The organism is Streptomyces sp. NPDC090045 (assembly GCF_044747975.1).
In the GTDB taxonomy this organism is placed as follows: Bacteria; Actinomycetota; Actinomycetes; order Streptomycetales; family Streptomycetaceae; genus Streptomyces.
Window position 1 is genome coordinate 610,468 of sequence record NZ_JBIVFA010000003.1, and the last position, 22,999, is coordinate 633,466.

Below are 22,999 nucleotides of genomic sequence, written 5' to 3' on the forward strand. Positions count from 1 at the left end.
CCCGCCGGGGGAGACATCAAGCTGGGGGCATGGACAGCGACGTGCTCCATTCCATCGGAGAACTATCCCGCCGGACCGGCCTGACGGTGAAGACCATCCGGTTCTATTCCGACAAGGGCATCGTCCCGCCGACCGACCGCAGCCCGGCGGGCTACCGGCTCTACGGCCCTGACGCACTCGCACGCCTGGACCTGGTCCGCACGCTGCGCGATCTCGGGCTGGATCTGGCGACCGTGCGCAAGGTGCTGGACCGGGAGGCATCCATCGCGGAAGTCACCGAAGCGCACGCCAACGCCCTGGACGTGCAGATCGAGACGCTGCGCCTGCGCCGTGCCGTACTCCGCGCGGTCGCCAGACGCGGCCCCACCACCCTGGAGATGGACCTCATGCACCGACTCGCCACGCTCTCCCAGGCCGAACGACGCCGCCTGGTGTCCGGTTTCATCGACGATGCCTTCGAAGGCCTCCGGGCCAACCCCGAGTTCGTGACCCTGATGCGGTCCACTCTGCCCGAGCTCCCCGACGATCCCACGCCCGAACAGGTGGAGGCCTGGGTGGAACTCGCCGGGCTCTGCCAGGACGCCGGCTTACGCGTCACGCTGCGCCGCACTGCCGAGGAGCAGGCGGAAGAGCTCTCCCAGCAGGACGTCGGCACGCTGCACGACGCCCTCGACCAGGCGATGCGTGAGCGCATCGATGAAGCCGTATCCGCCGGCCTGCTGCCGGCCGACGCCCGAGGAGCGTCCCTCCCCGACTCGCTGGCCAGCCTCTACGCCCATGCCTTCGAGCGTGCCGACGCGAGCGATCTGCGCCGCTGGCTCCTCGCCCGCCTGCAGACGACCGCCGATCCGGACGCCGCGCGCTACTGGCAGCTCCTCGCGACGGTCAACGGATGGCCCGCCTCACCCACACTCGCTCCGGTCCACTCCTGGTTCACCACCGTCTTCGCCACGAATGATCGCGACCGTCACAAGGGTCTGACGCGATGATCAAGGCTTTGTGTCCAGAGGGAACGGCTCCCCACACCTGCCGCGTTCCCTGGACGGCTGCCTGACTTCGGTCACGAGCGGATCGTCAGGAGGGGGAGGAGGTCCAGGTGCTGGCGGGGGGCGGTCTCCGGGGTGGCGGCCGACAGGCGGTCCAGGAGGAGGGCGGCCGCTCGCGCGCCCACCTCGTGCTTGGCCGGTGCCACGGCCGAGAGGGGGACGTCGGCCATGCCGGCCACCTCGTCGTCGTACGTGATCACCGCCAGGTCCTCCGGCACCCGCACTCCGCGCGCCTGGAGCCGCGGGATCAGCATGATCGCGTCGGTGTCGCTGTGGACGAGGGCCGCGGTCACCCCGCCCGCCGTCACCGCCTCGCAGAGGTAGTCCAGCGTCCGGGCGAACAGGTCCGCGTCCGAGACAGGGGCCGGGCCGGCCGGCGGCCACGGCGGGGCCGGCTCCAGTCCGAGCGCCGACACCGCGGCCTCGTATCCGGCCCGCAGCCGTGCCGTGGTCGGGGTCGCCCGGCTGGCGAGGGCGATCCGCCGGTGACCCAGCTCCACCAGGTGTTGCACCGCGCGGGCCGCACCGTGCGCATGGTCGGAGGCCACGCGGTCCAGCGAGGCCGCCGGATGCCCCGGCGGAGCCCAGCGCTCCACCAGTACCGTCGGAACCGGGAGTTCGGCTGTCCAGGCGCCCTCACCGGGCCCCGGCGACCCGGCCTCCCAGTTCGGTGTCAGCAGCAGCCCGTGCGCCCCCGTCGACAGCAGCCGGTCCGCCTGAGTCCGGTCCTCGCCCGCCAGGTACCGGGTCAGTCCGACGGTCAGCCGCGCCCCCCGTGCCTCGACCGCTTCGCGCGCCCCGCGCACGACATCGGCGTAGTAGTACTCGGTGGTCGGGACCACCATCCCGATCACCAGGCCATCGGCGGCACCACCGCCTCCGCCCGCGCCGGTGAGGGCAGCGGCCGAAGGAGCCGGAGTCCGCCCCGGCTCCACCCGGCTGATCCCCCCGTGCATCCGCCGGATCTCGCCCCGCGCCGCCATCGCCTCGATGTCCCGGCGCAGGGTGACGGGGGAGATGCCCAGCTCCCGGGCCAGGTCCGCCACGCGCACGGTGCCGCGCGCCCGGACGAGTTCGAGCACCTGCGCCTGACGCTGGTTCACGTGTCTTCTCAAGGTGTCCCCCTGCGGTCCGCCGGAGTGGCTGGTGTCGGCGACATCATAGGGAATCGAATCGATCGATTCGATCGGATCCGATCAATTGGTCATTGACGGCTCGGACGGCGCGTTCATATATTCGGCGGCGTTCCGTACTTCTCGGCATCTCGACCTCTCTCGGGAGTCAGCGCATGCTCACGTACGACCAGGACGGATTCCGGCGCGCGGGCCGCCCCCACCGCATCGTCTCGGGCGCCCTGCACTACTTCCGGGTCCACCCGGACCTGTGGGAGGACCGGCTCACCCGCCTGCGCGCCCTGGGGGCGAACACCGTGGACACGTACGTCCCCTGGAACTTCCACGAGACCGCCCCCGGCAAGGCCGACTTCACCGGCTGGCGCGACCTCGGCCGGTTCCTGCGCCTCGCCCAGGACCTCGGACTCGACGCCATCGTCCGCCCCGGCCCGTACATCTGTGCCGAATGGGACTTCGGCGGCCTGCCCGCACGCCTCCTCGCGGTCGACGGGCTCCACCTGCGCTGCTCCGACCCGCGCTTCGAGGCCGAGGTGGACGGCTGGTTCGACCTCGTCGTCCCGGAACTGCTGCCGCTGCTCGCGAACCGGGGCGGCCCGGTCGTCGCCGTACAGATCGAGAACGAGTACGGCTCGTACGGCAACGACACCCACTACCGCGCCCACGTGGAGCAGGCCCTCGTCGAACGCGGCGTGGACTGCCTGCTGTTCACGGCCGACGGCCCCGAGGACGCCATGCTCCAGGGCGGCATGCTCCCCGGCCGGCTCGCCACCGCCACCTTCGGGGCCCGGCCCGCCGAACGTCTCGACGCGCTGCGCCGCTACCAGCGGACCGGCCCGCTCGCCGCCATGGAGTTCTGGATCGGCTGGTTCGACCACTGGGGCGAGGACCACCACGTCCGCGCCGTCGACGACGCGGCCCGGTCACTGGACGAACTCCTCGCCACCGGCGCCTCCGTCAACCTCTACATGGCCCACGGAGGGACCAACTTCGGCTTCTGGGCCGGCGCCAACCACACCGGATCCCGCCCCGGAGACGCCGGCTACCAGCCCACCGTCACCAGCTACGACTACGACGCACCCATCGGCGAGGCCGGCGAACTCACCCCCAAGTTCCACGCGTTCCGCGAGGTCATCGGCACGTACCTGCCGCTCCCCGACGCACCGCTGCCCGAGCCGCCGCCCCGGATCACCCCCGCCCTGGCCACCCCCGCCGGCACCGCGGACCTGCTCGACCGCCTCGACCTCCTCGCCGGGCCGCCGGTACGGCGCCCCGCCCCCGAGCCGATGGAGCGGCTCGGGCAGAGCCACGGCCTGATCCACTACCGCACCGCCGTCACCGGCCCGCGGCCCGCCATGCCCGTCAGGATCGACGGGCTCGGCGACCGCGCCTACGTGTTCGCCGACGGAGTGCCACTCGGTGTCCTCGACCGGAACACCCCCGACGAGGGGCTCGACCTGGCGGTCGGCGCGGGCGGGGTGGTCCTCGACGTACTCGTACGGGCCCAGGGACGGGTCAACTACGGCCCGCTCCTCGACGACCGCAAGGGGATCTGGCGCGGCGTACGCCACGGCCACCAGCAGCTGTTCGAGTGGGAGATCCGGCCGCTGCCGCTCACCGAACCGACCGGACCCGACCGGCTCGACTGGTCCGCGGACCGTGCCGCGGCCCCCGCGGCGGACCGGCCGGCCGGGCGGCCCGCCTTCCACCGCTTCACCCACGCGCTCGCCGACGGGCACGGGCCGGCCGACGCCTTCCTCGACATGTCCGGCTGGGGGACCGGCCTGGTGTGGCTGAACGGCTTCCTCCTCGGCCACTACGACACCCCGCGCGGCCCGCAGCGCACCCTCTACGCCCCCGGACCCCTGTGGCGCGACGGCGAGAACGAGATCGTCGTGCTCGAACTGGAGCGCCCCGGCACCGAGCTGCCGCTGCGCGACCGGCCCGACCTCGGCCGCACGACGGTCGTCACGCTGGAGTAGCCGCCCCGTCCCCTACCGGGCCGAGGCAACCTGCGCTCCCCGATGCCCCTCCTCCCTGACGGAACGGTCGGGTGAGACAGGGGAGTCGGGGACATGGACAGCCGGACACGCCGGATCAGCGGGATCAATCGGATCAGCCGGATCAGCCGGGTCGGCCGGACCCGGGGGAGCGGCCGCACCGCGCGCGCCGCCGCCTTCGTCCTGTGCGCCGCGGCCCTGGCGGTCGGGGCGGCGGCCGCGCCGTCCTCGGCGAGCGGATGGGCCTCCGCGGAGCAGGACGGCCGTGCGGGGGAACTCGTACCGGTGCTGGCCAAGGACGATCCGCAGCACCAGGCGCGCGTTCCCAAGGGGCGGCAGCTGCGCGTCGTCAAGGTGACCAGCCCGGTCCTGACGGAGGAGCCGGAGGACAATCAGATCGGCTACAACGGCCGGTCCTACCTGGGCTGGGCGCGGATCAAGGCCGACGCGCGGCCCGGCGAGTATCCGCTCTCCGTCACGTTCGACTACGTGAACCCGCTCGACGACGACGACACCGAGGGGAGCCGCCCGTACGTCGCCGGAGGCGGCACGATCACCGTGGTGGCGGGGGACGGGGCCGGGGAAGGGGACGAGGAAGGCGGCGGCGCCGGCCGCCCCGAGATCTGGGCCCTGGCCGGTGCCGCGGTCGCCGGGCTCGCGACACACGGTGTTCACCTCGCACGGCGCCGACACCGTACCGCCGCCCAACCGGGCAGCCTAGACTGACCACTTGGTTGATCATGTACCCGACGAGTCTCTGAGGAACGAAACGCATGCGCTATCTCCCCCTGGGCAGTTCAGGTCTGCAGGTCTCCGCCGTCGGCCTCGGCTGCAACAACTTCGGTGGCCGGCTCGACGCCCAGGCCACCCGCGCCGTCGTCGACGCCGCCCTGGACGCGGGCATCACCCTCCTCGACACCGCCGACATCTACGGCAACGCGGGCGGCTCCGAGGTCCACCTAGGGCAGGCCCTCAAGGGCCGCCGTGACCAGGTCGTCCTCGCCACCAAGTTCGGCTACGACGGCGTGGACATGAAGTACGGGCCCGCCGCCGGATCCCGTGGCGGCCGCGCGTACGTCCGTCGGGCCGTCGAGGAGTCGCTGCGCCGCCTCGACACCGACCACATCGACCTCTTCCAGCTGCACAGCCCCGACCCGGCCACCCCGATAGCCGAGACCCTGGCCGCGCTCACCGAGCTCGTCGCCGAGGGCAAGGTCCGCTACATCGGCCACTCCAACCTCTCCGGCTGGCAGCTCGCCGAGGCCGCCCACGTCGCCCGGGAGACCGGCTCGGTCCCCTTCGTGTCGGCGCAGAACGAGTGGTCGCTGCTGGAGCGGTCCGTCGAGCGCGAGCTGGTCCCGGCGGCCCTGCACTACGGCGTCGGCGTGCTCCCGTACTTCCCGCTCGCCAACGGCCTGCTGACTGGCAAGATCCGCCGCGGCGCGCCCGTCCCGGCCGGCTCCCGCCTCGAAGGCCGCGACGCGTACCTCACGGACGAGCGCCTCGACGTGGTCGAAGCCCTGGCCGCGCTCGCCGAGAAGCACGGCCGCACCGTCCTCGAACTCGCCATCGGCTGGCTCTCCGCCCAGCCCGGCTGCGCTTCCGTCATCGCGGGAGCCACCTCCGCCGAGCAGGTGCGCGCCAACGCGGCCGTCGCCGACCGCCCGCTCGACGCCGAGCTGCTCGCGGCCATCGACGCCATCCCGGGGGCGCGGAAGCCGCAGTGACGGCCCGCGCGGGTCAGGCGGGCGCCCCCGTCAGGACGTCCACCTTGCTCGTCCGTGGTGATCCTGATCTGGTGGCGGATCATGGTGTCGACGGGGTCGGCGCCCGGGTTCTCGCCCGTGCGCAGCACGTACAGATCGCCGAGCCCGGTGTCGAAGACGAGTTCGGGCGCCACCCGGGAGTCGATGCAGGACAGGACCACCCCGTACGGGTCCTGCGCCCCGGCGACGAGCTGGCGCCGCTCGGGATCCCGGACGGGGTGGTCGAGGTCTCCGTCCACCCAGCGCACGTTGCCCGCCATCAGGCGCGCGTACGCGGCCGTCGCCCTCGGGGTGCGCGCCGACGAGCATCCCGCGAGCAGTGCGGCGGCGCCGGCCGCGAGGCCGCCGGTGTGGCACCCCTCGGTCGTGATGACCGAGATTGTCAGGCGTGCCGGGGGCGAGCGGACCGCAGCCACACGCGTGCGCCGCCGCGTTGCCACGGACGGCTCACGGCGGCGCACATCGGCGCCCGGCGGCGGTCCGCCGTGCGGTATCAGGACACGATGTCCTTGCGGGAGAAGCCGCGGAAGGCGAGGGCGAACAGCACCAGCGCGTACGACACCGACACCACCGCCCCCTTGACCATCCCGCCCCACTCCAGCTGCGGCTGCAAGGCGTCCGCCCACGCGAACTGCCAGTGCGCCGGCAGGAACTCGCGCCACGAGCCGAGCGCCGTCACCGCGTCCAGCACGTTGCCGACGATCGTCAGACCGACCGCACCGCCCACCGCGCCCAGCGGCGCGTCCGTGCGCGTGGACAGCCAGAACGCCAGGCCCGCCGTCACCAGCTGCGACACGAAGACGAAGGCCACCGCCAGCGCGAGCCGCGGAACGGTGTCCCCGGCCGCCAGCGCCCCGCCCGCCGGGAGCTTCAGCGGACCCCAGCCGTACGCGGCCGTGCCCGCCGCCAGTGCGACCACCGGCAGCAGCACCATCGCGGCCAGACTGAAGCCCAGCGCCACCACCAGCTTGCTCCACAGCAGCCGCATCCGCGGCACCGGCGAGGCCAGCAGATAGCGCAGCGAGGACCAGCTCGCCTCCGAGGCCACCGTGTCCCCGCAGAACAGGGCCACCGGAACCACCAGCAGGAATCCGGCCGAGACGAACAGACAGGTCGCGGCGAAGTTCGCGCCCGAGGCCGTGGCGGTGTCGATCAGGGTGACCCGGCCGTTCCCGCCGTCCCGGCTGCCCGGACCGCCGCCCACCGCGAACGCGATCATCAGGATGAACGGCAGCGCCGCCAGCACCCCGCCCATCACCAGCGTCCGCCGCCGGCGCCACTGCCGCAGCGCCTCCACGCGCAGCGGCAGCGTACGGCTCGCCCGGTAGCCCGGGGCCACCTCCTGTACGGCGCTCACGCCGGACCTCCGATCAGGGTGAGGAACGCGTCCTCGAGTCGCCGGTGCGGTCCCACTCCGGTCACCGGCACCTCCAGCCGTACCAGTTCGGCGATCAGCCCCGCGGCCGTCGCGCCTTCGAGCCGTACGAGCAGCCCGTCGTCGGCGGCCACCACGGAACCCACTCCCTCCAGCGCCGCCACCTTCTCCACGCCCACCGAGTCCACCGGCTCGGCCAGCGTCACCAGCAGCGTGTCCCCGCCACCGGTGATCTCGGCGACCTCGCCCGCCGCGACCCGCTGTCCGCGGTCCATGACCACCAGGTGCGTACAGGACTGCTCCACCTCCGACAGCAGGTGGCTGGAGACGATGACCGTCCGACCGCCGGCCGCGTAGCGGATCATCACGTCCCGCATCTCGCGGATCTGCGGCGGGTCCAGACCGTTCGTCGGTTCGTCGAGGATCAGCAGGTCCGGCATCCCGAGCATCGCCTGCGCGATCGCGAGGCGCTGGCGCATGCCCTGCGAGTACGTGCGCACGGCGCGCTCCAGCGCGTCGCCCAGTCCCGCGATCTCCAGGGCCTCCGCCATGTGCGAGTCCTCGGGCGGGCGGCCGGTGGCCTGCCAGTACAGCTCCAGGTTGGCGCGGCCCGTCAGATGCGGCAGGAACCCCGCACCCTCCACGAAGGCCCCGACCCGTGACAGCACCGGAGCGCCGGGCCGTACCGCGTGCCCGAACACCCGGATCTCCCCGGCGTCCGGCGAGATCAGCCCCATCAGCATGCGGAGGGTGGTGGTCTTGCCGGCGCCATTGGGCCCGAGTAGCCCCAGCACCTGTCCCTTCTCCACGCGGAACGACAGGTCCCGCACCGCGTACCGGTCCTGCGCCTTCGCGTACCGCTTCGTCAGTCCGGTGATCTCCAGGGGTACGTCGGCCAGTGCGGCCTCCGGCTGCGCCGGGCCCGGCCGCGTTCCCGTGGCCCCCCGGCCGGTGCGCCGGATCCCGAGCAGCCCGGCGGCCAGCGCCGCCGCGCCCAGCGGCAGCCCCCAGGTCCAGGCGGGCAGCCCGGCCGAGGCGGTCCGCACCCCGCTCGCGACGGGCACGGCCAGCGGGCCCTCCACGGAGACCGTGTAGGCGGCCGGTGCGGCCGGGGTGGCGTAGCCCAGGTCGGTGGCGGCGACCACCAGCCGCAGCCGGTGCCCGGCCACGGCGGAGTGGTCGATCGCGGGCAGTTTCAGCTGCACGCTCACACCCTGCTGCGCGTTCTCCACGCGCACCGGGGCGACGAGCTGACCGGGCAGCACCTGCTGCTGCCCGTCGGGCCCCACGTCGTACATCTTGCCGAACAGCACTGCCGACCCGTCCGCAGCTGTCGACCTCACGTTCAGGGTTACGGTCGGGGTTCCGGTGACCTGTACGTCCTCGGTCAGAGGCGCCGACTCGAACCGGGCGTTCTGCCCGGGGAAGTCCAGGGAGAGACCGGCCCCGAAGGCGGCGAGCTGCCCGCCGATGCCGGGCAGCGAGGACAGGGCCGGAGGCGCGCCGCCCGCCGGATTGGCGAAGGTCTGCTCCCGCCCCGTCAGGGCGAACTGCCGCGGTCCGGGGACCAGCCCGGGGTAGGTGTCGCCGCTCGCGCCGCGCAGCGTGACCTGGCCGTCGGTGGAATCGATGCCGCCGGAGCGGGTGACCCGGAACGCCGGGCCGGTGTCCGCGCTCTCGTCCCCCTTCAGGTGGCGGTCGAACCAGGCCTCGACCCGGTCCTCGACCCGGTCCGCCTCGCGCATGCCGCCGTCGTGCCCGCCGGCCGCCCAGTCCACGGAGACGGGAGCCCCGTTCGCCGCGATGGCCCGGGCCATGGCATCGGCCTGGTCCAGCGGGAAGAGGGAGTCGTCCTGGCCCTGCACGATGAGGGTCGGCACCTTGATCCGGTCGCCGACGGCCGAGGGGCTGCGCTGCTCCAGCAGGGCGCGCGCCTCCGGGTCGGGCTTCCCGGCCACCGCGACGCGTTCGTACATCGCGCAGAGCTCGGGCTGGAACCGGCCGCAGCCGGGAGCGGACGACGGGTCCGGCCGCCCGGGCCGGGCCTGCTGCATCCCGCCGGCGGAGCCGGTGGTGAAGAAGATGCCGGACCACAGCTTCTTGAAGACGCCGTTCGGAAAGAGGGAGTCCGCGAGGTTCCAGTAGGTGATCTGCGGAGCGATCGCGTCCACCCGCCGGTCGTGGCCGGCGGCGAGCAGCGAGATCGCCCCGCCGTACGAGGCCCCGGACACGCCGACGCGCGGATCGCCGTCCGCGTCGAGCCGCACCTCCGGCCGGGCCGCGAGCCAGTCGATGAGCCGGGAGACGTCCTTGACCTCGTTCTCGGGGTCGTTCAGCCCGATCCGGCCCTCGGAACGGCCGAAGCCGCGCGCCGACCAGGTCATGACGGCGTACCCGTCGCGGGCGAGGCGCTCGGCCTGCTCGCGGACATCGTCCTTGCTGCCGCCGAAACCGTGCCCGAGCAGAACGGCGGGACGTTTTTCCGCACCGCCGCCCGCGGTGAAGTAAGAGGTGTCGATCCCCGCACCGGGCATGGACAGGACCTGGTCCTCGCGGTGCACGGGGGGCGCGTCGCCGGACGCGGACGCGGCCGTCCACGTACCGGCGCCCGCCACGACGGCGAGCGCGGCGGCGCCCGCGAGGAGGCGGTCTCGACGGCGCCGGAGCATTCGGAGCTTCATACGAGCACCCTAAAGGGCCGGTAGCCGGGCTCCGAGCACCCACAGGCGTAACCCCAGACCTTCTCAAGGACCATGCCGAGCCCCCGGCATACCGCACCTGCGGTATGCGCCGCCGACCTGCGCGGTACGTCCGGCGGCGGGAGGATGGCCGCATGCTGCTGGCCGAGGTCGCGCGCGTGTCCCGGGAGGTCGCCGCCGCCTCCGCCCGCTCCCGCAAGACCGCCCTGCTCGCGGAGCTCTTCGCCGCCGCGCCGCCCGACGAGGCCGCTCTGGTCATCTCCTACCTCGCCGGCCGCCTTCCGCAGGGCCGCCCGGGCATCGGCTGGCGGGCCCTCGCCGAGGAGACCGCACCGGCGCCCGGGCCCACCCTGAGCGTCCGCGCCGTCGACACGGCGGTCACCGCACTCGCCGGCGTCACGGGCCCCGGCGCGCAGGCGGAGCGGCGCCGGATCGTCGCCACCCTGCTGGGCGCGGCCACCGCGGCCGAGCAGGCGTTCCTGCGCAGCCTGCTGTCCGGCGAGGTACGCCAGGGTGCGCTGGACGCGGTGGCCCTGGAGGGAGTGGCCGCGGCCGCCGGAGTGCCGGCCGCCGACCTGCGCCGGGCGGTGATGCTGGACGGCTCGCTGCCCCGGGTGGCGGCCGCGGTGCTCGCCGAAGGGGCGCAGGCGCTGCGCTCCGTCACCCTGCGCGTCGGCCGGCCCGTACAGCCCATGCTGGCGGGCACCGCCACGTCGGTCGCCGAGGCACTGGCCGCCCTCGGGCCGTGCGCGGTGGAGGAGAAGCTCGACGGGATCCGCGTGCAGGTCCACCGGGACGGGGACGACGTACGCGTGTACACGCGCTCCCTCGACGAGATCACCGGGCGGCTCCCGGAGGTGGCGGAGCTGGCCCGGTCGCTGCCGGGGGAGCGGTTCATCCTCGACGGGGAGGTCATCGGCCGCGCGGCGGACGGCCGCCCCGTCCCCTTCCAGGAGATCGCGAGCCGGGTCGGCTCCCGCGTCGACGTCGAGGCCGCGCGCCGGACCCTCCCGGTCGTCCCCTTCTTCTTCGACGTCCTGGCCGCCGGCGCGGACGTCCTCCTCGACCTCCCGGTCCGGGAGCGGTACGCGGCCCTGGCCGCCCTCGTGCCCGAGCACGCCCGGGTCCGGCGCCTCGCCGTGGAGGATCCGGGCGCGCAGGCGGCCGAGGCCGAGGAGTTCTGGGCCGAGACCCTGCGCCGCGGCCATGAGGGCGTGGTGGTCAAGGCCCTGGACTCGGCCTACGCGGCCGGCCGGCGCGGCAGGCACTGGCTCAAGGTGAAACCGGTGCACACCCTGGACCTCGTGGTCCTCGCCGCCGAATGGGGTCACGGGCGGCGCACCGGACTGCTCTCGAACCTGCACCTGGGGGCGAGGGCCGCCGACGGCACGTACGCCATGCTCGGCAAGACCTTCAAGGGGCTCACGGACGAGATGCTGCGCTGGCAGACCGGGGCCCTGCGCGCACGCGCGACCTCGGACGACGGCTTCACCGTGCGGGTGCGGCCCGAACTGGTGGTGGAGATCGCCTACGACGGGCTGCAGCGCTCCCCGCGCTATCCGGCCGGGGTGGCCCTGCGCTTCGCACGGGTGCTGAGGTTCCGCCCGGACAAGGACGCGGAGCAGGCCGACACGGTGGAGACGGTGCTCGGAGAGGGGCGCGAGCGCTGACCGCCGGCCGGGGGCCGCGGGCAGCCGGAGAGGATTTGCCTCAGAGGCAAGGAGGATTGCCAGGAAGGCAAGACTCTGGCTCAATCGGGGCATGAAACCCGGTCCTGCCCCCGGCCCCGAAGACGCGGCCGACGAGCTGCCCGCCGTGGCGCCGCAACTGCGCGAACTGCGCCGCCGCGCCGGACTCACCCTGGAGGCCGCCGCCGCCCGGGCCCGGCTCTCGCCCGCCCACCTGTCCCGACTGGAGACCGGCCGGCGCCAGCCCTCGCTGCCGCTCCTGCTCGGGCTCGCCCGCACCTACGGTACGACGGTCTCCGAGCTGCTCGGCGAGACCCCCGCCGTCGCCGATCCCATCGTACGGGCCGGCGGTCCCGGCGCCCGCGAGGCCGACGGGTGGACGTACTGGCAGGCGGGCGGCTCCGGCCGCGGCATGCAGGCGCTGCGCGTGCACGTCCCCCACGGCCGCAGCCAGGGCGAGCTGGTCCGCGTACACCCCGGCGAGGAATGGCTGTACGTCCTGGACGGGCGGCTGCGGCTGCACCTGGGCGAAGCCGAGTACCTGCTGGAGCCGGGGGACAGCGCGCACTTCGACTCGCTCACCCCGCACCGGATCGGCGCGGCCTCCTCCCGGGGCGCCGACCTGCTGTTCGTCCACACCCTGCTGCAGAGCAGCCTCGCCGGGCTGTGCCTCGGCGGCACGACCACCACCACGCACCACCGATAGCGGAGGAGCCCCACCCCATGTCCCAAGCCGAGAAGCCCGCGACCACGGCCGCGCCCACGACCATCCGGGCCCGCTTCGAGTCCAAGTTCCCGCGCGGTCTGATCATCCGGCTGATCGCCTACCTGTTCGTCGGCCACCTCTTCGCGTTCTTCGTCTACCTCCTCTTCGTCCTGGGTGGCCAGAACCAGTAACCCGGCGGGGCGGACGAGTTCGGGCCGCGCGGCTCTGGCAACGTGAGGGCCGTGTGGCTACCCTCCGCGCATGATTTCCACGGTTGTCTGGGGTACCGGCAACGTCGGCCGTCTGGCCATCCGCGCCGTCGAGGCCCATCCCGCGCTGAAACTCTCCGCCGTCATCGTCCACAATCCAGCCAAGGCCGGCCGCGACGCGGGCGAACTCGGCGGCCTCGACCACCTGTTGGGGGTCGAGGCCACCGACGACATCGAGGCCGTCCTGGCCACCCGCCCCCGAGCCGTGGTGTACGCCGCGTCCGGGGACATCCGCCCCGACGAGGCCCTCGCCGACATCACCCGGGCGATCCGGTCCGGCGCGGTCGTCGTCAGCCCCGCCCTCTATCCGCTCTACGACCACCGCAGCGCCCCGCCGGAGTTCCGTGATCCGGTGCTCGCCGCCATCGCGGAGGGCGGCGGCTCGCTCTTCGCCTCCGGGGTCGATCCCGGCTGGGGCAACGACGTGCTCCCGCTCCTGCTCAGCGGACTCGGCACCACCATCGACGTCATCCGCTGCCAGGAGATCTTCGACTACTCCACCTACGACCAGCCGGACTCCGTCCGCCACCTCGTGGGCATGGGCCACCCCATGGACTACGAGCCGATGATGCTCATGCCCTCGATCCCGACCATGGTGTGGGGCGGGCAGATACGGATGATGGCCCGGGCCCTCGGCGTCGAACTCGACGAGATCCGGGAGACCTCGGAGCGCCGCGCCCTCGACACCACCGTGACCACCCGGACCATGGGCGACTTCGAGGCCGGCACCCAGGGCGCGATCCGCTTCGAGGTACAGGGCATCGTCGAGGGCGAGCCCCGCATCGTCATCGAGCACGTCACCCGCATCCACGCCTCCTGCGCACCGGACTGGCCCGCGCCGCCCGACGGCGGCGACGGCGCCCACCGGGTCGTCATCGAGGGTCGGCCGCGCATCGAGGTCACCGTCGAGGCCACCGACGAGGGCGAGAACCGATCGGCCGGCGGCAACGCCACCGCCGTCGGCCGCCTCGTCAGTGCCATCGACTGGCTCGCCGAGGCGGAACCCGGACTCTACGACGCCCTCGACATCCCGCTGCGCCCCGCCACCGGCAGACTCGGAAGGAAAACGTCATGAGGATCGACATCCCCGAAGGCCAGCACCCCATCGAGTACGTGTGGGGGGACATGGTGCCCGGCATCGGCATGGCCGCCGCGAACTTCTCCCTGTCGGTGTACGCCCACACCACCCTGGGCCTGCGCGAGTTCGAGGCGGCCCGGCTGCGCGTCGCGCAGATCAACGGATGCGTCTTCTGCCTGGACTGGCGTACCGAGCGGGAGGGGGAGAAGGTCGAGGAGGAGTTCCCCGAGGCCGTCACCGAGTGGCGCACCACGGACCGCTTCGACGAACGCACCCGGCTGGCCGCGGAGTACGCCGAGCGGTACACCCTGGACCACCACGGCCTCGACGACGCGTTCTGGGACCGGATGACCGCGCACTACAGCCAGCTGGAGATCGTGGAGCTCACGATGAGCATCGGCTCCTGGCTGGCCTTCGGCCGGCTCAACCACGTGCTCGGCCTCGACAGCGTGTGCGTGCTGCCCGGTCACTGAGCGGGGCGGCGCGGGGAATGACAAGGGGCCGTTCGGTGAATCCGAACGGCCCCGGCCGCTGGGGGGAGGACGCGGCCCTACCGGAGGTCGGTTGCGATGATCTTCTCGATGTTGCGCTCGGCGAGTGCCGTGATGGTGACGAACGGATTGACGCTGGCGTTTCCGGGGATCAGCGCTCCGTCGATCACGTACAGGCCGGTGTAGCCGTGCAGGCGCCCGTAGTTGTCGGTGGCCTTGTCCAGGACGGCGCCACCGAGCGGGTGGTAGGTGAGGGTGTCGTTCCAGATCTTGTTGCCGCCGAACAGGTCGGTCCGGTAGATCGTCCCCTCCTTCGAGTTGATCTTGTCGAAGATCGTCTTGGCCATACTGATGGACGGCTGCTTCCAGGCGGTCTGCCAGCTCAGGTCGGCCGCGCCCGTCGCGGCGTTCCAGGTGAATTCGGCGCGGTTCGGGTTCTTCGTGATCGACAGGTAGAAGGAGGCGTACGTCTCGATCCCGGTGGGGAGCGGTGCGACCTCGGCGAAGGCGCCGCCGGCGTCCCAGTTGTCGATGCCGGAGCAGGGGATGGTCGACTGGAGCTTGCCGGTCGGGTCCCACAGGTGGTTGGCGCGGCCGCACATGACGTTGCCGTTCTCGCCCCAGCCCTTGCCGACCTCGTCGTTGAGGTTCGGCAGCGCCCCGGTGGCCTTCAGCTTGACCAGGAGCTTGCTGGTGCCGACGCTGCCGGCCGCGAAGAACACCCGGTCCGCGGTCACGGACTTGGTGGCCACCGTGTCGCCGGTGGTGTTGATCTGGTCGATGGCGACCGTGTAGCCGCCGCCCGCGGCGGGGGAGACCGAAGTGACCTTGTGCAGCGCCGAGACGGTGACCTTGCCCGTCGCCCTGGCCTGGGCGAGGTACGTCTGCACGAGCGACTTCTTGCCGTGGTTGTTGCCGTAGAGGATCTCGCCGGCCAGGGCGGACTTGGTGGCGGTGCCGGCGGCCTCCTGCTTCATGTAGTCCCAGTCGTACACGTCGGGTACGAAGGTCCAGGCGAAGCCGGAGCGCTGGGCGTGCTTGCGGCCGACGCGGGAGAACTGGTAGCAGTCCGCGGTGTCGAACCACGCCGGGTCGACCATGCCCACCCCGAGACCCGCGTTGGCCCGGGGGTAGTAGGTCGCGTACATCTCGTCGGCGTCCACGGACGGGAGGACGGCGGCGAAGTTGGCGCGCTTGGGCGTGACCGCCATGCCGCCGTTGACCAGGGAGCCGCCGCCGACGCCGCGGCCCTGGTAGACCGTGATGCCGGCGAAGTCCTCGGCGTCCAGGATCCCCGTGTACTTGGGGACGTCCTTGTCGATGGGGAAGCCGAGGAAGTTGCTGAGCGGCGCCTTGGTCCGGGTGCGGAGCCAGAACGACCGGTAGTCCGGGCTGGTCACCTTCGGAAAGATCTTTCCGTCCGAGCCGGGGGTGTCCCAGTTCATGCCCATCTCGATCATCTGCACGTCCACGCCGGCTTGCGCGAGCCGCAGCGCCGCGACCGAGCCGCCGTAGCCGGTGCCGATGACCAGCGCCGGCACGCGGGCGCCGTCGGCGATCGGGGCGGCCGCGGAGGCCGCCCGGGCGGGGGTGATGTGGCCCGCCAGGGCCACGGCCCCAAGAATGGAACCTGTTCTACCGATAAATCCACGACGGGAAATTCCTCTGGGGCCATTTCCGGGCAGGGCTTTGTCACTCATGTGAGGTTCCTCACTCTCGGTGGAATGGGAACGAGTTCTACTGCCGGGTGCATGTGAAGTCACTACATACGTCTAGGTAACTTTCGGTCATCGTGCGGCCGGAGAGCGGTCTCGGGGCGGCGTACCCAGCCCAGGACGAGCACGGAGGCGACCGCGGCGAAGGCGCACCAGGTGGAGGCGAATTCCAGCCGCCACAGCGCTGAGCAGGCCAGCGCCCCGGCGGCCGGCACCGCACCGAGGGCCCGCAGCCACCGGTCCCCGGCGAGCAGCAGGGAGCCGAGCGTGGCGAACAGACAGCCCGTCAGCACGAGCGGCATCCACGGAACATTCACGCCGTAGCCGATGGTGCGGCCCCGGATCTCGGCGGTCACCGGCCGGGTCGCGAGGCAGTGCGCGAGCACCGCGGCGGTGGCGAGACCCACGGCCACCGGCCCCCACAGGCGGCGCCGGCCCCCGGGAGCGGCCGCCGCCCGAACTCCAGACGGCGGCCTCCACCAGCTGGTGCGCGCCCAGCAGCAGCGGCAGCGCGGCGATCGGCAGATCGCGGGCCCGCCGCACGCGCGCCACGCACACGACTCCGACGGTGGCGATGACCGTGCCCGCCGCCAGATCGGCCGTCGCGCTCCAGCACACGGGGATCAGCCGGACCCGACGCGGAACTCAGTCACGTCCCCGCTCCTCCTCCCGCGGTGCTTCGAGCGGCGGTGCCGTCACCGCGCAGTACGTGTGGCACTGCGGGTGGCACGCCTCGGGCACGGGGGAGCGTACGGTCGCCCAGGCCAGGGCGGCGCCGGCCACGAACGCCCCCGTGCACCAGAGCATGGCCCGCCCGAAAGCGGCGTCGAACTGCGTCGCCGAACGGTAGGACTCCGGCCCCATCCCGGACAGCAGCGGCAGCGCCGCCACCGCGAGCAGCCCGGCGACGCGCGCCGCCGCGTTGTTGATGCCGCTGGCCAGGCCCGCCCGGCCGGGGTCCACCGAGGCCAGCACGGTCGACGTCAGCGGGGCCACCAGGGCCACCAGGCCCATGCCCATCACGACCATCGCGGGCAACACGTCCTGGACGTACGAGGCCGCGGGCCCCACCCGCAGCATCAGCAGGGTCCCCGCCGCGCACAGCAGCGGCCCCACCGTGAGCGGGATGCGCGGCCCGATCCGCTCCCCGAGCTCACCCGAGCGGGCCGACAGGAGGAGCATCAGGAGGGTCGTGGGCAGCATCGCGGCCCCGGCGGCCAGCGCCGAGTAGCCGGACACCACCTGGAGCTGGAGCACGACGAGGAAGAAGAACCCGCCGATGGCCCCGTACACGCACAGGGTGACGAGGTTGACGGCGGTGAACAGCCGGGACGCGAAGATGTCCGGCGGCACCATCGGGTCGGGCCGCCGCCGCTCCACGAGGACGAAGGCGATGCCCAGCAGGACCCCGAGCACCGCCGCGACGATCACCGCCGCCGATCCCGACCGGGCCTCGATCAGCGCGTACGTGACCAGCCCGAGGGAGGCCGCGCCGAGGACCGCCCCGGCCACGTCGAACCGCCCGTGCGCCTGCGGGTCCCGCGATTCCGGTACGTGCCGCAGGGCGACCGGCACGCACACCGCGGCCAGCGGCACGTTCAGCAGGAACACCCACCGCCAGCCCGGCCCGTCCACCAGCCAGCCGCCGAGGAACGGTCCCACGGCCGCGCCCACCCCGCCGAGCCCCGACCACAGGCCGATCGCCCGCCCCCGGTCGTCGGCGCGGATCGACGCCTGGATCAGGGCCAGGGAGCCGGGCGCCAGCAGCGCCCCGCCGATGCCCTGCAGGGCCCGGGCGGCGATCAGCACCCCGGCGTTCGGCGCGATCCCGCACAGCAGCGAGCCCACCGCGAACCACACCACGCCGAGCACGAAGATCCGGCGCCGCCCGAAGCGGTCGCTCAGTGAGCCACCGACCAGGATCAGCCCGGCCAGGGTGAGCAGATAGGCGTTCACCGTCCACTGGAGCACGGCCAGGTCGGCGTCGAGGTCCTCCCCGATGCGCGGCAGCGCCACGTTCACCACGGTCCCGTCCAGCATGGCCATGGTCGACCCGAGCACCGTGGTCAGCAGGATCCACCGGCCGCGCGCGGACGCGACCGGGACACCGGCTCCGGACGGCTCGGCGGGCGCAGTCATGTCTTCAGGCTGGCCCGCGCCACCGGGAAGGGCCACCGGGAGGGCGTGGTCCGGGCCCGCGGACGGCTCGATCCGGCTCAATAGGCCCTCTTGTAATGAGCATGACCTCTCCTTCACCATGACCCGCGCACGTCACGCGCACCCTTCCCGCACAACCCGCACACGGCGTACGAGGAGACAACACGTGGCCCAACGCAACAACCGGTCCTCACGAGCCTTAAGGCCCACAAGGTCGACAAGGCCCGCACGGTCCTTACGCGCGGCGCTCGCCGCCCTCACCTCGGTCCTGCTGCTCCCGCTCGGCGCGGGCGTCGCGGCGGCCGCGCCGGACCCCGGTCCCGCCGCACCGAGTGCGGCCGAGCGCAAGATCGAACCCAAGCTCCGCGCCCAGCTCGACGGCTCCACGAAGGCCGCTTTCTGGGTGTACCTCGACAGCGCCGCCGACCTCACCGCCGCGGGGAAGCAGCAGACCCGCGCCGCCAAGGCAGAAACGGTTCTGCGGACCAAGAAGGACCACGCCGCGCGCAGCCAGGCCGGAATCCTCAAGGCCCTGGAAGGCGCCCAGGCCGAGTACACCTCGTACTGGATCGTGAACGCGGTCCGCGTCGTCGGCAGCGAGAAGCTCGCCGGGACCCTCGCGGCGCGACCCGAGGTCGCCCGGATCGACGCCGACGACAAGGTCGAGCTCCCCAAGCCCGCCGAGGGCAAGCGGGAGCAGGCCGCCGCCGACGCCGTCGAGTGGAACATCGACCGGATCAAGGCCCCGCAGGTCTGGGACCAGCTCGGCGTCCGCGGCGAGGGCATCGTCGTCGCCAACATCGACAGCGGCGTGGACTACACGCACCCGGCCGTGAACAACCAGTACCGCGGCAAGAAGGCGGACGGTTCGTACGACCACGCCTACAACTGGTTCGACCCGGCGGGCGTCTGCTCCACCGCGGCCCCCTGCGACAACAACGACCACGGCACCCACACGATGGGCACGATGGTCGGCGACGACGGCGGCGCCAACAAGATCGGCGTGGCCCCCGGCGCCAAGTGGATCGCCGCCAAGGGCTGCGAGTCCAACTCCTGCTCCGAGGCCTCCCTGCTCGCCTCGGGCCAGTGGATCGTCGCCCCGACCGACCTCAACGGGCAGAACCCCCGGCCCGACCTCGCCCCGCACATCGTCAACAACTCATGGGGCGGTCCGGGCGGAGACACCTGGTACCAGGAGATCGTCAACACCTGGCGGGCCGCCGGCATCTTCCCGGCCTTCTCCAACGGCAACGCCGGCCCGGGCTGCTCCACCAGCGGCTCCCCGGGTGACTACGCGAGCTCCTACAGCTCCGGCGCCTTCGACATCAACAACGCGATCGCGTCCTTCTCCTCGCGCGGCGCGGGCCCCGGCGGCATCATCAAGCCGAACATCGCCGCCCCGGGCGTGAACGTGCGCTCCTCCGTACCCGGCGGCGCGTACGAGGCCTTCTCCGGCACCTCCATGGCCTCGCCGCACACCGCCGCCGCCGTGGCCCTGCTCTGGTCCGCCGCGCCCACCCTCGAAGGCGACGTCGCGCAGACCGAGTCGCTCCTGGACGGCACCGCCCAGGACACCGACAGCAGCCAGTGCGGCGGCACGCCCGCCGACAACAACGTCTTCGGCGAGGGCAAGCTCGACGTCCTCGCCGCCGTGAACGCCGCCCCGCGCGGGGCGATCGGCGCGCTCGGCGGCACCGTACGCTCCGGCGACCAGCCCGTCGCGGGCGTGAAGATCACCGCCGACGGCCCGATCGACCGTACGGCCACCACCGCGGCCGACGGCAGCTACCGCTTCGCCTCCCTCTCGGTCGGCGACTACACCCTGACCGCGTCCAAGTTCGGCTACGGGCAGCAGACCGCGACCGCCACGGTGACCGAGAACGGCACCGCCACCGGTGACTTCACCCTCACCCAGGCACCCTCCGGCAAACTCACCGGAACCGTCTCCTCGGCCGCCGGACCCGCCGCCGGCGCCTCCATCGCCATCGCCGACACCCCGGTGACCGCGACCGCCGACGCGCAGGGCCGCTTCGAGGTCACCCTGCCGCACGGCACGTACGACGTGAACGCCACGCACGCCTCCCGCTGTGTCACCGGCGGCACCGCGAAGGTCACCGTCGCCGGCGACGCCACCGTCGCGGTGAACCTCCCCGAGCGCACCGACGGGTACGGCTACGCCTGCGCCACCGCCGGCGACCGCCCGTACGCCGAGGGGAACCGGCAGCTCGCGCTGACCGGCGACAACACCACCGAGCGCGTCGACCTGCCCTTCCCGCTGCCGCTGTACGGGAAGACGTACGGCCAGGCCTGGATCGGGACGAACGGCACGGTCAGCTTCGGCGGCAACAACACCGGTGACATCAACGGCGACATCCCGAGCACGGCCACGCCCAACGCGGCCCTGTACCCGTTCTGGGACGACCTGGTCGTCGGCGCCGCGGGCAGCGGCTCGGGCGTCTTCACCGGCGTCACCGGCACCGCCCCGCACCGCAGTTACGTGATCGAGTGGCGCCAGGTGTCCCACTGGTCCGCGCAGGCCGACAAGTTCTCCTTCTCGGCGGCGATCGGCGAGGACGGCACCGTCTCGTACTCCTACAAGGGGACCGGCGGCACCGGCATCAAGGGCGGCTCCACGGCCACGGTCGGCGTGGAGAACGCGGCCGGCACCGACGCCTTCAAGTACTCCTTCAACACCGCGGTCATCACGGACGGCCTGTCCATCGCCTTCCGGACCACCAAGAGCGGTGTGGTGGCGGGCCGGGTGCTCGACGCCAACGACGGCAACGGCGTCGCGGGCGCCACGGTCACCGTCGGCACCGGTGACACGGCGGTGTCGGCGACCACCGCGGCGGACGGCGGATACGTCGTCCAGAGCCCGTCGGGCTCGCTCCCCGTCTCGCTGGCGGCGCCCCAGTACGAGTCCGCCACGGCGACGGTGAACGTCAAGGCCGCCGACGTCACGGCGGTGACGCAGTCCCTGCGCACCGGCAAGGTGACGGCGTCCAAGCCGTCCGTGGAGATCGTCCTCCCGGCGGACCAGCAGCGGACGCGGACCCTGGACCTGACCAACCCGGGCCTCGGCACGGCGTTCACGGTCTCCGAGGACGCGGCCTGGCTGACGGCCACACCGGCCGGCGGTGACCTCCCGACGGGCGGGAAGGCCCCGGTCACCCTTTCGGTGGACACGACCGGGCTCACCCCCGGGACGGTCCTGACCGCCGACCTGAAGATCACCTCGGCGAGCGGCCGCACCCCGGTCCTCACCGTCCCGGTCAAGGCCGTCGTCCCGCGCTACCAGGTCGGCGTGGACGCGGGCTCCGGCTACGGCAGCACGGACGCCCTGGGTGACGCCTGGTCCCCGGACCGCAAGTACACGGCCGGCTCCTACGGCTACCAGGGCAACGGCACCATCCAGTCCACCGGCCGCACCATCGCCGGTACGGACGAGCAGCGGATGTTCCGCAACGCCCGCGAGGGCATGTACGAGTACCGCTTCGACAACGTGCCGAACGGGACCTACACGGTGGAGCTGGGCTTCGCGGAGCTCTCCTCCACCAAGCCCAACAAGCGCGTGTTCGACGTCCTGGCCGAGGGCACCCAGGTCCTGCCCTCCCTGGACATCTCCCTGGAGGCGGGCACCTACAAGGCCCTGACCCGCGAGTACACGGTCAAGGTCACGGACGGAGTCCTCAACGTCCGCTTCGTGACGCACAACGGATTCGGCAAGCCCCTGCTGAACACGCTGCGCGTGACCGACCGCCCCGACAAGAGCTGACGCTCTGAGGGGGCGGGGCACCCACGGGCGCTCCGCCCCCGCCGGCGGCCGGCGACGGGCCGGGTGGGCCGGATGCTAAGGATGGTCCGGGTTGTCAAGCCCTGACGGCACCCGATTCGGGAAACACCACACCACACCCTGCGTGAACCTGGACTGCCTGTAAACGATTCCGGCGCCCGGGCGGCCGCCCGGGCCGCTCGTCCGCTCCAGGCCCTCCGCGCGCGCCGGGGCCCGCCCCATTCGGGTGGCGGGGGACGTGAATGCGCCACGACGGGCCGGGAGGCCGGGCCGGGCTCGATAACGTGGGGGACCATGACGCTCCTGAGCGACCAGGCAGACGACATCCGGGCTCTCGTCGAGTCCGCCGATCCCGGGGCGGTCTGGGCCGTCGGCGGCGCCGAAGGCGTCCACGCGGGGGCGGACCCCGCGGGCACCGACACCGGGGACGCCCCGGGCACGGTCTTCGACGTCGGCGGGCTCGCCGCCGTCCTCGCGCTCTGGCCGGTCGTCGGGAGCCTGGTGGACGAGGGCGCGCTCCACCTGCACACCCCGCTCGCCGTCTACGGGGACGAGGCCGCCGTCGGCGCCCCCGCCGGGACCACCGCACACCACCTGCTCACCCGCCCCGGGGGGACCGCCGCCCTCACCCGCCTCGCCGAACACGTCTGCGGCAGGCCCCTCGCCGACCTCGCGGTCACCCGCGTCTGGCACCCCCTGGGCATGGCCGGGACCCGGTTCGCCGACGGCACCCTCCGGGCCCCCCTCGCCGACCTCGTCCGCTTCCTGCGCCACCTCCTCGCCCCGGTGGACGGCGCCGGCCCCACGGGCACCGACCACGGCATCACCCGCGCCTGGACCGCGGAGTCCCTCCGCATCCGCACCGGCGAACTCACCCCCGCGCGCGGCCTCCTCTGGCACCCCGCCCCGTACGGTGTCTGGACCCACCACGCCCCGCAGGACGGCGGCCCGGCGCTGTGGGTCTCCCCGCGCCACGGCCGCTGGGCGGTCCTCCTCCCGGCCGGCGCCCGCGGCCCGCTGCGCACGGCCTTCCGCGAGGCCGTCTTCGCTCCAACTGCCGCGAGGTGACGGCCCGTTGTGTGCGAT

General features: G+C 73.0%; 16 protein-coding genes and 2 pseudogenes. 11 read left to right on the forward strand and 7 right to left on the reverse strand.

The features are described 5' to 3' along the window. The first annotated feature begins 29 nt into the window (after positions 1-29). Complete coding sequence (locus ACIPYQ_RS11760; RefSeq protein WP_401249075.1) at positions 30-989, forward strand: MerR family transcriptional regulator; 960 nt, start codon at positions 30-32, stop codon at positions 987-989. Positions 990-1,060: 71 nt separating this feature from the next. Here the strand turns inward: ACIPYQ_RS11760 and ACIPYQ_RS11765 are convergent, their stop codons facing one another. Next, positions 1,061-2,161 (reverse strand): substrate-binding domain-containing protein, encoded by a 1,101-nt coding sequence (locus tag ACIPYQ_RS11765; RefSeq protein WP_401249078.1) that lies wholly within the window; start codon positions 2,159-2,161, stop codon positions 1,061-1,063. 173 nt (positions 2,162-2,334) lie between these two features. Between ACIPYQ_RS11765 and ACIPYQ_RS11770 the strand changes: the two genes are divergently transcribed. The 3 genes from ACIPYQ_RS11770 (at position 2,335) to ACIPYQ_RS11780 (ending at position 5,903) form a co-directional block, all read left to right on the forward strand. Next, positions 2,335-4,158, forward strand: a complete 1,824-nt coding sequence (locus ACIPYQ_RS11770; protein WP_401249081.1) for a beta-galactosidase family protein — start codon at positions 2,335-2,337, stop codon at positions 4,156-4,158. Positions 4,159-4,251: 93 nt separating this feature from the next. Next, positions 4,252-4,902, forward strand: coding sequence for a hypothetical protein (locus ACIPYQ_RS11775; protein WP_401249084.1), 651 nt, complete (start codon positions 4,252-4,254; stop codon positions 4,900-4,902). Between the two features lie 47 nt (positions 4,903-4,949). After that, a complete protein-coding gene (locus tag ACIPYQ_RS11780) occupies positions 4,950-5,903 on the forward strand; it encodes an aldo/keto reductase (RefSeq protein WP_401249087.1) in 954 nt (317 codons plus the stop codon). 128 nt (positions 5,904-6,031) lie between these two features. Here ACIPYQ_RS11780 and ACIPYQ_RS11785 read toward each other — a convergent pair. From ACIPYQ_RS11785 to ACIPYQ_RS11795, 3 genes and pseudogenes are all read right to left on the reverse strand, one after another. Continuing rightward, positions 6,032-6,202: pseudogene (locus tag ACIPYQ_RS11785) on the reverse strand (carbonic anhydrase); the annotation flags it as partial. 233 nt (positions 6,203-6,435) lie between these two features. Next, positions 6,436-7,299 (reverse strand): ABC transporter permease subunit, encoded by an 864-nt coding sequence (locus ACIPYQ_RS11790; RefSeq protein WP_361763206.1) that lies wholly within the window; start codon positions 7,297-7,299, stop codon positions 6,436-6,438. Next, positions 7,296-9,998, reverse strand: a complete 2,703-nt coding sequence (locus tag ACIPYQ_RS11795) for an alpha/beta fold hydrolase (protein ID WP_401249091.1) — start codon at positions 9,996-9,998, stop codon at positions 7,296-7,298. Before ACIPYQ_RS11795 ends, ACIPYQ_RS11790 begins: the two co-directional genes overlap by 4 nt. Positions 9,999-10,150: 152 nt before the next feature. On the opposite strand from ACIPYQ_RS11795, the gene ACIPYQ_RS11800 reads away from it, so the two are divergent. The 5 genes from ACIPYQ_RS11800 to ACIPYQ_RS11820 all read left to right on the forward strand — a co-directional run bounded on the left by ACIPYQ_RS11800 (position 10,151) and on the right by ACIPYQ_RS11820 (position 14,230). Then, positions 10,151-11,686: an ATP-dependent DNA ligase gene (locus ACIPYQ_RS11800; RefSeq protein WP_401249094.1), complete on the forward strand. Its 1,536-nt coding sequence runs from the start codon at positions 10,151-10,153 to the stop codon at positions 11,684-11,686. A gap of 91 nt (positions 11,687-11,777) precedes the next feature. Beyond that, the gene (locus ACIPYQ_RS11805; RefSeq protein ID WP_401249097.1) at positions 11,778-12,410 is read left to right on the forward strand and encodes a helix-turn-helix domain-containing protein; all 633 of its coding nucleotides are present in this window, start codon (positions 11,778-11,780) and stop codon (positions 12,408-12,410) included. Between the two features lie 17 nt (positions 12,411-12,427). Continuing rightward, a complete protein-coding gene (locus tag ACIPYQ_RS11810; RefSeq protein ID WP_361763218.1) occupies positions 12,428-12,601 on the forward strand; it encodes a DUF6126 family protein in 174 nt (57 codons plus the stop codon). Positions 12,602-12,671: 70 nt separating this feature from the next. After that, complete coding sequence (locus tag ACIPYQ_RS11815; RefSeq protein WP_401249100.1) at positions 12,672-13,754, forward strand: dihydrodipicolinate reductase; 1,083 nt, start codon at positions 12,672-12,674, stop codon at positions 13,752-13,754. Next, positions 13,751-14,230, forward strand: a complete 480-nt coding sequence (locus ACIPYQ_RS11820) for a carboxymuconolactone decarboxylase family protein (protein ID WP_401249103.1) — start codon at positions 13,751-13,753, stop codon at positions 14,228-14,230. Before ACIPYQ_RS11815 ends, ACIPYQ_RS11820 begins: the two co-directional genes overlap by 4 nt. Before the next feature lie 77 nt (positions 14,231-14,307). On the opposite strand, the gene ACIPYQ_RS11825 is transcribed toward ACIPYQ_RS11820, so the two are convergent. From ACIPYQ_RS11825 to ACIPYQ_RS11835, 3 genes and pseudogenes are all read right to left on the reverse strand, one after another. After that, complete coding sequence (locus ACIPYQ_RS11825) at positions 14,308-15,948, reverse strand: GMC oxidoreductase (RefSeq protein WP_401249106.1); 1,641 nt, start codon at positions 15,946-15,948, stop codon at positions 14,308-14,310. Between the two features lie 62 nt (positions 15,949-16,010). Then, positions 16,011-16,581: pseudogene (locus ACIPYQ_RS11830) on the reverse strand (DUF6629 family protein). 27 nt (positions 16,582-16,608) lie between these two features. Next, positions 16,609-18,102 (reverse strand): MFS transporter, encoded by a 1,494-nt coding sequence (locus ACIPYQ_RS11835; protein ID WP_401249108.1) that lies wholly within the window; start codon positions 18,100-18,102, stop codon positions 16,609-16,611. A 184-nt stretch (positions 18,103-18,286) separates the two neighbouring features. Between ACIPYQ_RS11835 and ACIPYQ_RS11840 the strand changes: the two genes are divergently transcribed. Together ACIPYQ_RS11840 and ACIPYQ_RS11845 are read left to right on the forward strand one after the other, a co-directional pair. Next, positions 18,287-21,895, forward strand: coding sequence for a S8 family serine peptidase (locus tag ACIPYQ_RS11840; RefSeq protein ID WP_401249111.1), 3,609 nt, complete (start codon positions 18,287-18,289; stop codon positions 21,893-21,895). Between the two features lie 312 nt (positions 21,896-22,207). Further along, positions 22,208-22,981, forward strand: coding sequence for a hypothetical protein (locus tag ACIPYQ_RS11845; RefSeq protein ID WP_401249114.1), 774 nt, complete (start codon positions 22,208-22,210; stop codon positions 22,979-22,981). Positions 22,982-22,999: the final 18 nt, after the last annotated feature.

Bases quoted from the DNA above. Each gene is read 5' to 3' on its own strand.
- ACIPYQ_RS11825 (WP_401249106.1), bottom strand. From the start codon at position 15,948: ATGAGTGACAAAGCCCTGCCCGGAAATGGCCCCAGAGGAATTTCCCGT.
- ACIPYQ_RS11815 (WP_401249100.1), top strand. From the start codon at position 12,672: ATGATTTCCACGGTTGTCTGGGGTACCGGCAACGTCGGCCGTCTGGCC.
- ACIPYQ_RS11775 (WP_401249084.1), top strand. From the start codon at position 4,252: ATGGACAGCCGGACACGCCGGATCAGCGGGATCAATCGGATCAGCCGG.
- ACIPYQ_RS11805 (WP_401249097.1), top strand. From the start codon at position 11,778: ATGAAACCCGGTCCTGCCCCCGGCCCCGAAGACGCGGCCGACGAGCTG.
- ACIPYQ_RS11795 (WP_401249091.1), bottom strand. From the start codon at position 9,998: ATGAAGCTCCGAATGCTCCGGCGCCGTCGAGACCGCCTCCTCGCGGGC.
- ACIPYQ_RS11845 (WP_401249114.1), top strand. From the start codon at position 22,208: ATGACGCTCCTGAGCGACCAGGCAGACGACATCCGGGCTCTCGTCGAG.
- ACIPYQ_RS11810 (WP_361763218.1), top strand. From the start codon at position 12,428: ATGTCCCAAGCCGAGAAGCCCGCGACCACGGCCGCGCCCACGACCATC.
- ACIPYQ_RS11820 (WP_401249103.1), top strand. From the start codon at position 13,751: ATGAGGATCGACATCCCCGAAGGCCAGCACCCCATCGAGTACGTGTGG.
- ACIPYQ_RS11760 (WP_401249075.1), top strand. From the start codon at position 30: ATGGACAGCGACGTGCTCCATTCCATCGGAGAACTATCCCGCCGGACC.
- ACIPYQ_RS11800 (WP_401249094.1), top strand. From the start codon at position 10,151: ATGCTGCTGGCCGAGGTCGCGCGCGTGTCCCGGGAGGTCGCCGCCGCC.
- ACIPYQ_RS11770 (WP_401249081.1), top strand. From the start codon at position 2,335: ATGCTCACGTACGACCAGGACGGATTCCGGCGCGCGGGCCGCCCCCAC.
- ACIPYQ_RS11780 (WP_401249087.1), top strand. From the start codon at position 4,950: ATGCGCTATCTCCCCCTGGGCAGTTCAGGTCTGCAGGTCTCCGCCGTC.
- ACIPYQ_RS11835 (WP_401249108.1), bottom strand. From the start codon at position 18,102: ATGACTGCGCCCGCCGAGCCGTCCGGAGCCGGTGTCCCGGTCGCGTCC.